The sequence below is a fragment of the Streptomyces similanensis genome, from assembly GCF_039543625.1.
Taxonomy (GTDB): Bacteria; Actinomycetota; Actinomycetes; order Streptomycetales; family Streptomycetaceae; genus Streptomyces; species Streptomyces similanensis.
In genome coordinates, this window is record NZ_BAABKC010000046.1 from 69,545 (window position 1) to 79,177 (window position 9,633).

At 74.1% G+C, this 9,633-nt stretch carries 10 protein-coding genes; all 10 read right to left on the minus strand.

Annotated features, from left to right (window positions below):
* Window positions 1-608: 608 nt before the first annotated feature.
* Window positions 609-1,166, minus strand: a complete 558-nt coding sequence (locus ABEB07_RS16830; RefSeq protein ID WP_176152142.1) for a TetR/AcrR family transcriptional regulator — start codon at window positions 1,164-1,166, stop codon at window positions 609-611.
* Window positions 1,167-1,254: 88 nt separating this feature from the next.
* Window positions 1,255-2,097: an RNA polymerase sigma factor WhiG gene (gene whiG, locus ABEB07_RS16835; protein WP_176150682.1), complete on the minus strand. Its 843-nt coding sequence runs from the start codon at window positions 2,095-2,097 to the stop codon at window positions 1,255-1,257.
* A 309-nt stretch (window positions 2,098-2,406) separates the two neighbouring features.
* Complete coding sequence (gene dprA / locus ABEB07_RS16840) at window positions 2,407-3,699, minus strand: DNA-processing protein DprA (RefSeq protein ID WP_425589018.1); 1,293 nt, start codon at window positions 3,697-3,699, stop codon at window positions 2,407-2,409.
* 26 nt (window positions 3,700-3,725) lie between these two features.
* Complete coding sequence (locus ABEB07_RS16845) at window positions 3,726-5,354, minus strand: YifB family Mg chelatase-like AAA ATPase (protein WP_345669077.1); 1,629 nt, start codon at window positions 5,352-5,354, stop codon at window positions 3,726-3,728.
* Window positions 5,354-5,755 carry a YraN family protein gene (locus tag ABEB07_RS16850; protein ID WP_345669078.1) on the minus strand — a complete coding sequence of 134 codons (402 nt, stop codon included), beginning with the start codon at window positions 5,753-5,755 and terminating at the stop codon, window positions 5,354-5,356. Before ABEB07_RS16850 ends, ABEB07_RS16845 begins: the two co-directional genes overlap by 1 nt.
* Window positions 5,756-5,832: 77 nt before the next feature.
* A complete protein-coding gene (locus ABEB07_RS16855; protein WP_009190879.1) occupies window positions 5,833-6,141 on the minus strand; it encodes a DUF2469 domain-containing protein in 309 nt (102 codons plus the stop codon).
* A gap of 56 nt (window positions 6,142-6,197) precedes the next feature.
* Window positions 6,198-6,722 (minus strand): NUDIX hydrolase, encoded by a 525-nt coding sequence (locus ABEB07_RS16860; protein ID WP_345669079.1) that lies wholly within the window; start codon window positions 6,720-6,722, stop codon window positions 6,198-6,200.
* Window positions 6,712-7,482 carry a signal peptidase I gene (gene lepB / locus ABEB07_RS16865; RefSeq protein WP_345669080.1) on the minus strand — a complete coding sequence of 257 codons (771 nt, stop codon included), beginning with the start codon at window positions 7,480-7,482 and terminating at the stop codon, window positions 6,712-6,714. Before lepB (ABEB07_RS16865) ends, ABEB07_RS16860 begins: the two co-directional genes overlap by 11 nt.
* A 186-nt stretch (window positions 7,483-7,668) precedes the next feature.
* Window positions 7,669-8,679, minus strand: a complete 1,011-nt coding sequence (lepB, locus tag ABEB07_RS16870; protein ID WP_164587553.1) for a signal peptidase I — start codon at window positions 8,677-8,679, stop codon at window positions 7,669-7,671.
* Window positions 8,567-9,607: a signal peptidase I gene (gene lepB, locus ABEB07_RS16875; protein ID WP_345669085.1), complete on the minus strand. Its 1,041-nt coding sequence runs from the start codon at window positions 9,605-9,607 to the stop codon at window positions 8,567-8,569. Before lepB (ABEB07_RS16875) ends, lepB (ABEB07_RS16870) begins: the two co-directional genes overlap by 113 nt.
* Between the last annotated feature and the right edge of the window lie 26 nt (window positions 9,608-9,633).

The following is a 9,633-nucleotide window of genomic DNA, read 5'->3' on the forward strand; positions in this document are numbered from 1 at the left end:
ACGACGACACCGACCACGGTTGCCCGTCCGCCCCAGGAGCGGTGGCCGGTGGGGCCGGCCGGAACTGGCCGCGCCGGGGCGGTGGCCGCTGCGGTCGGCCAGGCTGGTCGGTCCCGGGGCGGTGACCGCTGCCGTCGGCCACGCCGACCAAGCCGGGGCGGCGGTCGGCCGGCGTTTCGCCGCGTCACGGGCCGCGGGCGCCGCGGTCGACCGGGCTGGCCGGGCTGGCCGGGCTGGCCGGGCTGGCCGGGCTGGCCGGGCTGGCCGGGCTGGCCGGGCTGGCCGGGCTGGCCGGGCTGGCCGGGCTGGCCGGGCTGGCCGGGCTGGCCGCCGCAGGATCCGTGGCCGGTGCAACCGGCCGCTCTCTCCGCCCCGGGTCGTGGTCGGTGTGGCGGCCCGGGACCGGCCGTCGAGGGGCGTCGCCGCCGCGGTCGGCCGGTGCTGGCCGCCGGGGGCCTTGCCTTGCGGTCGACCGGGCCGGCCGCCGGGGACCTCAGCCCTGCGGTCAGCCAGGCCGGCCGCCGGGGACCTCAGCCCTGCGGTCAGCCAGGCCGGCCGCCGGGGACCTCGGCGCTGCGGTCAGCCCTGCCGGCCGGCAAAAGCGGGGGTCAGCCGTTGACGCCTCGGAGGACCATCGACACCGCCGCCTCGGCGATCACCGGAGGGTCTTCGGCCGCGCCCAGTTCGATCCGTCGCACGGCCGCGTCCACGACGCCCTGGAGCAGCATCGCCGCCAGACGGGGCTGGGCGTGTCCCAGCGCCCCCAGCGCCTCGACGATCATGGCGACCAGCTCGCCGTGCGCGGCGCGGATCTTCTCCCGCGCGCCCGCGTCCAGTTCGCTCGCCGAGATCGCCACCACCGCCCGGTGGCGCCGGTCGCCGACCAGCTCCAGCTGCTTGCGGACGTACGCCTCGACCTTGGCCTCCGGCCCGTCCACGGCCGCCATCGTCGCCGCGACCTCCGCGGCCCAGACCGGGAAGTCGACGGCGCACAGCTCCTCGACCACGGCGGCCCGCGACCGGAAGTACTCGTACACCGACGACCGCGCCAGCCCCGTCCGTTCGGCCAGCGCGGGGAAGGTCAGGGCCTCCGTCCCGCCCTCGGACAGCAGGGTCCGCGCCGCGTCCAGCAGGGCGGCTCGCTGCATCGACCGGTGCTCGGCCACGGAGGCCGCTCGAATCCTTGGCACGTCGACCACTGTACGGACGCCGCGCCCGCGACGGGAACGACTCCCCCGGCACGGGCCCCGCCGGTCACCGCCCGAAACTGGCCAGCTTGGCGCGCAGCTGGAGCACCGACTTGGTGTGGATCTGGCTGACCCGGCTCTCGGTCACACCGAGCACGTTGCCGATCTCGGCGAGCGTCAGCCCCTCGTAGTAGTACAGCGTGACGACGGTCTTCTCCCGCTCGGGCAGGGTGTTGATCGCCCGGGCCAGGAAGCGCCGCAGCTCGCGGTCCTCGGCGACCTCCACCGGGTTGTCCGCTGCGGTGTCCTCCAGGGTGTCCATGAAGCTCAGCCCGTCCCCGTCCTCGCCGCCGACGTGCAGCAGCTCCTCCAGGGCGACGACGTTGGCCAGCGACAACTGGCTGAAGACGGCGTGCAGTTCGTCCACCGCGATGCCCATCTCGGCGGCCACCTCGGTCTCCGTCGGAGTACGCCGCAGCCGGGCCTCCAGCGTCGCGTACGCCCGCTCGACGTTGCGCGCCTTCTGCCGCACCGAGCGGGGGATCCAGTCCAGCGCGCGCAGTTCGTCGATCATCGCGCCCCGGATCCGGGTGATCGCGTACGTCTCGAACTTGATCTCGCGGTCGATGTCGAACTTCTCGATCGCGTCGATGAGCCCGAAGACGCCCGAGGAGACGAAGTCGGCCTGTTCGACGTTGGGCGGCAGGCCGACGCTGACCCGTCCCGCCACGTACTTCACCAGCGGCGAGTAGTGCAGGATGAGCTGCTCTCGCAGCCGGTCGTCCCCCGTCGCCTTGTACGACCGCCACAGCTCGTCGAGCGTCGAGGGAGCGGGCGGCCGCACGCTGCCACCGTCACGGGCGGCTGGGGGGATCGCCGCCCGGTCGGACCCGGAGGTGTGCTGGGGCATTCGTCGCCTTGTGCCGTTCTGCCGTGGGGTGCGGGCTTGTCGGGTTGCTGGGATTTCCGGTCGCCTGGGCGAGTCGTCGGTCTCGGTCGGTTCTGGTCCGGTTTTCGTGGGTCTCAGCGCCGGAACCCCGTGAGCGTAGCGTGACTGGAGTGTCGCGGTGCGCGAACGGCGAGGCGCGGGGCGTGCGCGGATGCGTTCCGCACCGTGCTCCTCGGGATCACCCCGGTCACCCTGCGTGACAAGGAGAACGCTCAACTGCCGGAATTTCCGCAGCCTTCGGCGTTCCCCCGGACGGCCGAACACGCTCGGTCAGCAACCGTCCCGGCCCGCGCGCGCCGAGATCACCGCCTGGCGTGTCAACTTCCATCCCTCGCCGTGTCGTTCGACGTAGCCAAGCGATCGGAGTTCGTACAGTCTCGCGATCGCGTCGTCCACGGTCGTCCGGGCGTCGCGGGCGACGGCGGGCGCGGTCGCCGCGCCGCGGGCGGGCAGTGCGGCCAGGACCTGCCGGGCGTCCGGTTCGAGCAGGTCGCGCGGGAGCACGGGGCCGTGCCGTTCCGGGGCCAGCTCGCCCATGTCGCCGACGAGTTCGACGACTTCCGAGGCGTCGGTGACCAGGGTCGCCCCGTCGCGCAGCAGTGCGTGGACGCCGGCGGAGCGGGCGCTGGTGGCGGGGCCCGGCACGCCCATGGTGTGGCGGCCCAGGCGCTGCGCCGCGCGGGCGGTGACCAGCGATCCGCTGCGGTAGGCGGCCTCCACGACCACGGTGCCGCGGGTGAGTGCCGCGATGACCCTGTTGCGGACGATGAAACGGCTCGGCGTCGGGTGGTCGCCGGGCGGCAGCTCGCCGACGACCAGGCCCTGCTCGGCGATCCTGTCGATCAGGGCCGCGTGGCCGCGCGGGTAGGGCCGGTCCACGCCGCAGGCCAGGACGGCGACGGTGGCTCCGGCGCTGCCGAGCGCGCCCCGGTGGGCGGCGCCGTCGACCCCGTAGGCGCCGCCGGACACCACCACCCAGCCGCGGTCGGCGAGGCCGGCGGCGAGTTCGGCGGCCATGTGGGCGCCGTACTCGGTGCAGGCCCGCGCGCCGACCACGGCGACCGAGCGCAGCGCCCACAGCCGCAGGCTGGGCCCGCCGCGCAGCCACAGGCCGAGGGGGCGGGCGTCGCCGAGGTCGTCGAGCTGCCGCGGCCACTCGGGGTCGCCGGGGCACACGAAGCGCACACCGGCCTCGCGGGCGGTGACGAGGTCGCGCTCGGGGTCGGCCGGCGCGGCCCGCGCGCACAGTCCGGACCACCGTCGGTCCGACACCCCGGCGAGGCGCGGTCCGCCGTCCCGCAACCGCCGGACCACCGCCACGGCGCCCAGTTCGCGCACCCACCGTCCGACGGTCGCGTCCCCGGGTTCGACGACCCGGCCGAGAAAGACCCGAGCCACCGCCTCGGCCTCTCCCTCCGCCCGCCCGACGTCCTCTCCCGCGCGTTCCGCGCACTCCGGAAGGTCCCAGGACGCCGGGCCGTGAGGATCACCTGAGCGCTCGGGCCGGCCGGGACGGCCGCCACCGGCGCCCTCCGGGCCCTCCCGGCGGCCGTCCCGCCCCATGCCCTCCGGGGCGGGACGGGTCGCGCTCATGCCGGTGCTCCGATGGTCATGGGCTCGCCCCGGGGCACTCCCGTGCGCAGTTGCAGCGCCAGCCGTACGTCGCCCGGGTCGGGGCGGGCGTGGCCGCGCAGGTCCGCGATCGTCCAGGCGACCCGCAGCACGCGGTCGAGTCCGCGGGCGGTCAGGACGCCGCGCTCCAGGCCGCGTTCGGCCTCGTCGAGCGCGCCGGGGGCGGCGTGCCAGCGGGTGCGCAGTTCGTGTCCGGGCACCTGGCCGTTGGCCCGCCACGGGGTGTCGGCGAACCGCGCCGCCGCGCGTTCCCGCGCGGACCGCACCCGTGCGGCCACGGCCGCGGTGGTCTCGCCGCGGGCGTCGCGCCGGGCCAGTTCGGCCCGGGTGACCGGTTCGGCCACGACCCGCAGGTCCACCCGGTCCAGGAGCGGGCCGGAGATCCGGGCCTGGTAGCGGCGGATCGCCGAGGACGGGCACTCGCACAGGCTGTCGCGCCCCGGTGAGAACCGGCCGCAGGGGCACGGGTTGGCCGCGAGGATCATCAGGAACTTCGCCGGGAACCGCACCACCCCCGCGCTGCGGGCGATCACCACGTGGCCGGCCTCCAGCGGCTGGCGCAGGGCGTCCAGGGCGTGGCTGCTGAACTCGGGGGTCTCGTCCAGGAAGAGCACGCCGCGGTGGGCCAGGGAGACGGCGCCGGGCCGGGCGATGCCCTGGCCGCCGCCGACGAGCGCCTGCATGGTCGCCGAGTGGTGCGGGGCGCAGTACGGGGCGAGGTCGATCAGCGGCTTGTCCGGCGGCAGCAGCCCGGCCACCGAGTGGATCGCGGTGACCTCCAGCGACTCCTGCCGGCCCAGCGGGGGCAGGACGGCGGGCAGCCGCTCGGCGAGCATGGTCTTGCCCGCGCCCGGCGGCCCCTCCAGGAACAGGTGGTGGCCGCCGGCCGCGGCGACCTCCAGCGCCGTACGGGCGGAGGCCTGGCCGATCACGTCGGCGAGGTCGTGTCCCTGGTCGTGCTGGGCGGCGCCCATGCTGTGCATGCCGGTGGCCGAGCCGGTGCCGGGCAGGCGCAGTCCGGCCAGCAGCGGGTCGGGGCGGCCCTGCTCGTCCCGTTCCTCCTCGGGTACGGGTTCGTCGGTCAGCACGGCGATCAGCTGCCGCAGGCTGCGCACCCCGAGCACGGAGATCCCGGGCACGAGCGTCGCCTCGGCGGCGGCGCACTCGGGGACGACGACCTGTTCGTAGCCGGCGTCCGCGGCGGCCAGCACGGCGGGCAGGATGCCCCGTACGGGGCGCACCCGGCCGTCCAGGCCGAGTTCCCCGATCATCACGATGTCGGCGAGCACCCGGGGGTCGATCCGTTCGGCGGCGCCGAGCACCGCGCAGGCCACCGCGAGGTCGAAGCCGCTGCCGGCCTTGGGCACCGAGGCGGGGCTGAGTCCGACCGTGAGTTTCTTCTGCGGCCATTCGCCGCCGGAGTTGACCACGGCGGCCCGGACCCGGTCCCGGCTCTCGGTCAGGCTCTTGTCGGGCAGGCCGACCAGGGTGAAGGCGGCGACGCCCGGTTCCAGGTCGGCCTGGACCTCGACGACCACGCCTTCCACCCCGACGAGGGCCACGGAGCACGTGCGTGCGAATCCCATTAGGCCGCCCCCCGCACGTGCTCGACCTGCGGCGCCCCGCGCCGGGGCAGCAGGACGCCGACGAGGTCGATGCGGACTCCGCCGGGCGGCGCCCCGCCGTGGGTCTGGAGCCAGCGTTGCGCGAGGCCGCGCAGCCGCTCGGCCTTCTCGGGCGTGATCGCGGCCATCGGGTGCTGGAAGCCGCCCGCCCTGCGGGTCTTCACCTCGCAGACGACCAGGACGTCGCCGTCCCGGGCCACGATGTCGATCTCGCCGGACCTGCCGTCGCGCCAGTTGCGCGCCAGGACCGTCAGCCCGGCCGTGGTCAGCCGGCGCGCGGCCAGTCCCTCTCCGTACCTGCCCAGTGCGCTGCGTGCCTGATGGGTGTTCATGTCGGCACCACCTCCGACGCCCACCGTCACGCATCCGGGCCCACCGAGTGGATCTTGGTGGGTTACTCACCGGTTGTGGACAACTCCATCACCCGCACGAGTGATCCTCAGCCGCCGGGCAGCTCCAGCTCGCTCTTGCTCAGCTCCTCGATGTTCACGTCCTTGAACGTCAGGACACGTACCTGCTTGACGAAGCGGGCCGGCCGGTACATGTCCCACACCCAGGCGTCGGCCATCGACACCTCGAAGAACACCTCGCCCTGGACCGAGTGGACCTGCATCTCGTAGTCGTTGGTGAGGTAGAAACGCCGCTCGGTCTCGATCACGTATTTGAACAGACCGACGACATCGCGGTACTCCCGGTAGAGCTTCAGCTCCATCTCGGTCTCGTACTTCTCGAGGTCCTCGGCGCTCATGGCATGTTCCCCTTCAGCCGTACGGTCACCCCATTGTGCGCCAGTCCGGTGCGCCCTCAGACGATTTCGGTGTCCAGGGTCACGGGTTCGGCGGGGGGACCTTCGTCGAGCAGTGTGCGCAGCAGCCCGGCGAGTCTGGTCGGGTACACGGTCTCATGCGTGCGGGCCAGTTCCCGACAGGTCCACCAGCGTGCGCCCGCCACGCTGCGCCGCTCCAGCTCGGTCAGGGCCGTGGCGGCGGTCGCCGTCTGGGTCGTGCGGGCCAGGTAGTACCACTCGTCCTGGTCCCAGCGCCGCCCGGCGAACGGGAAGGAGCACCGGCGCCGCCACAGCACCGGGCCGAGGGCGACGTCGGTGATGCCGGTCTCCTCGGCGAGTTCCCGCAGCGCGGCCGCCGCCCGGCTCTCGTCGCCCTCCAGGCCGCCGCCGGGCGTGAACCACCAGTCGTCGGCCGGGTCGTCCGGCTCGTGGCCGTGCAGCAGCAGGATCCGGTCGGCCGGGTCGAGCAGCACCACCCGGGCCACCCTGCGCAGCCCGCCCGCGTACGTGTCCGCGCCCGCGCCTCGGTCCTCAGCGGGCACCGGCCGGCTCCGTCCGGGTGCGGGAGCGGCCCAGCCGCTTGGCGACGGGGCCATAGGCGCCGCCGGCCAGGACGAGCACGCCGCCGGCGACGATCAGGGCGACGATGACGCGCAGCGGGCCCGGCTGCGAGAGGGGGCCGAGCGCCTCGAAGCCGGTGGGCCGCTCCAGCATGCCCTCGGCGGGCCAGATCACGGCGTCCACCCGGGCGCTCACGTCGTCGCGGGCGACGGTGCCCTTGGCGGCGTCGGTGAGATGGGCGGTGGAGTCCAGGGAGCCCTGGCGTTCGTCGCCGAGCAGGAACAGGCGGCCTTCGGGCACCTTCACGGTGGGGAAGCCCTGGATCTCGGCGACGCCGCCCTTGAGGTAGGGCTCGTCGATCCGCTTGCCGTTGACGGTCAGCCTGCCGTTCGTGCAGCAGGCGACGGTGTCGCCGCCGACGGCGACCACGCGCTTGACGACGGGGGCGTCCGCCACCCAGGTCTTGTCGCGGAAGACGACGACGTCACCGCGGCGCACCTCGTCGCCGTCGACGCGCTGGGCCAGCACCCGGTCGCCCATGCCGATGGTCGGCGACATCGAACTGGTGGGCACGGTGTAGGGGCGGTAGACGACGGCCGCCCAGCCGAATCCGCCGAGGAACAGCACCAGTCCCAGCGCCACGGCCAGCCCGGACAGCCGCTGTCCCGTCCTGCCGCCCGCCGGACCCCTGCCTGCGCCGCCGCTCACCGGGGCCGTACGCGTCGTGCTCTCGCCGCTCATGGACCCGCACCCTACCCGGCGGTACCGGAACGGGGCAGCCCCCGATCGGCGCCCCGGTCACAGCTGCACGGGTGCTTCACAGCCACCGGCCGCCGCGCGCGAAGCCCCTGGTCGGCGACCGCGGCCCGGAAAGACCGCCGCCCCCCGAGGGCTCCGGACGGAGTCCTCGGGGGGCGGGTGGGCGACTCAGCGGCCCGCGGTGGCCGTCGTCGTGCCGCCGGTGCCGTTCACGGCCTTCAGCGAGCGCCTGCGGCGCCACACCGCCACCGGTACGACCGCGCTGACGGCGACGCCGGTCGGGGCGACCGTCAGGGCGCCGGCCGCCGAGGAGTGCTCGCCGATGCCGGGCTGGTCGAAGGTGTCGGGAACGGGCAGCGTGCCCCAGCGGTTGATCGGCCAGGCGCGCACGACGGCACGGCCGACGACCTCCTTGACCGGCACCATGCCGTGGTACTTGTCGGCCTGGTTGTAGCGGGAGTCGCGGGAGTTCTGCCGGTGGTCGCCCATGACCCAGACGTAGCCCTTGGGCACCGTCACCTTGAACCGGCCGCCCTGGTCGTCGTCGCTGCACGGGGTGTTGCCCGGGTACACGTACGGCTCGTTCAGCGCCTTGCCGTTGACCACCAGCGGGCCCGAGCCCTTGCACTCGACCGTGTCGCCGCCGACGCCGATGACCCGCTTGATGAGGTCCTTCTCCTCGGCGGACGGCATCAGCCCGATCCAGCTGAGCACCGTCTGCAGGGCGTTGGGGCTGGCCGTGGGCTCACCGGCCAGCCACTCGCCCGGGTCGTGGAAGACGATGACCTCGCCGCGCTCGGGCTTCGAGCCGAACCACGGGGTCAGCTTGTCGACCAGCACCCGGTCGCCCCGCTGGAGGGTGTTCTGCATCGAGTCCGACGGGATGGAGAACGCCTGCACCAGGAAGGTCTTGATCAGCAGCGCCAGCACCAGCGCGATGCCGATCAGGATCGGCAGCTCCTTCCAGAAGGAGCGCGGCTTCTTCGGTTCCGGGGAGCCGCCGCCGGTCCCCTGCTCTTCGCTCTGACTGTGCTCCGTCACCGTGCCGTCCTCGGCTGCTTCGCTGTCACTCCCGGAGGGCACGGCGCCGTCCGCCGAGGGGGCCGCCGCTCCCGCGGGACGCCGGCGGGGATCCTCGCCGCCGTTTCCGGACCGTGCGCCAACCGCCACATCCCCCACGCCAACTCCTCACTCCGTGCCGCCGCCTGCCCCGGGTGCGGTGCAGGCCCACCACTCCCATAACGAGCGGGAGTTCCGCAGGGCTCGGGAGTTGAACCGATCTGTTGGGATCGTAGGGGGCAACCCTATGCGACAGCCGGGTGGCGGCGGTCGACCCGGCCGCCGAGTCGGACACCGAGGCGAACGTCCTCGGTTCCCTCAGCGTGCTCCAGTGGCCGAACGGCCAGCCGATCACCCGGGCCCGGCCGACCACCGAGTCCAGCGAGACGGTCCCCTGGTACGCGGTGTTCAGGTGGAAGCGGGAGTCCGCTGAGTTGCCGCGGTGGTCGCCCATCACCCACAGCCGTCCCTGGGGGACGGTGACGTCGAACTGGAGGTCGGAGGGGGCGTCGCCCGGGTAGATGTAGTCCCGCTCGTTCAGGGGAACGCCGTTGACGGTGATCCGGCCCTCGGCGTCGCAGCACTTGACGTGGTCGCCGCCGACGCCGACGACCCGCTTGATGAGGTCCTTCTCGTTGTCGGAGGGCAGCAGGCCGATGAAGGTGAGCCCTTCCTTGACCTGCTTGACGACGACCGGGTCGTTCTTCTTGGCCGGCTGCTCGTCCTTGAGCCAGCCACCCGGGTCGTGGAAGACCACCACGTCCCCGCGCTGCGGCTCGGAGCCGAACCAGGGGGTGAACTTGTCGACCAGGACCCGGTCGCCGATGCGGATGGTCTGCTCCATGGAGCCCGACGGGATCACGAAGGCCTGGACGAGGAAGGTCTTCAGCACCAGGGCGATGAGCACGGCGACGCCGACCAGGAGCGGGACCTCCCGGACGGCGGAGCGCCTGCGCTTGCGCTTGACCTTGCGCTGGAGCTTGCGCCGCTCGGCGCGGGTGCGCCCGCCGGCCGGGCCGGCGGCGCGCCGGGCCCCGGTGGGCAGCAGGCCCGCCGCGGCGTCCGGCGCCGGGC

Coding starts and splice junctions, on each gene's coding strand:
- whiG (WP_176150682.1), bottom strand. CDS start 2,097: ATGCCCCAGCACACCTCCGGGTCCGACCGGGCGGCGATCCCCCCAGCC.
- dprA (WP_425589018.1), bottom strand. CDS start 3,699: ATGGGGCGGGACGGCCGCCGGGAGGGCCCGGAGGGCGCCGGTGGCGGC.
- ABEB07_RS16845 (WP_345669077.1), bottom strand. CDS start 5,354: ATGGGATTCGCACGCACGTGCTCCGTGGCCCTCGTCGGGGTGGAAGGC.
- ABEB07_RS16855 (WP_009190879.1), bottom strand. CDS start 6,141: ATGAGCGCCGAGGACCTCGAGAAGTACGAGACCGAGATGGAGCTGAAG.
- lepB (WP_345669080.1), bottom strand. CDS start 7,482: ATGAGCGGCGAGAGCACGACGCGTACGGCCCCGGTGAGCGGCGGCGCA.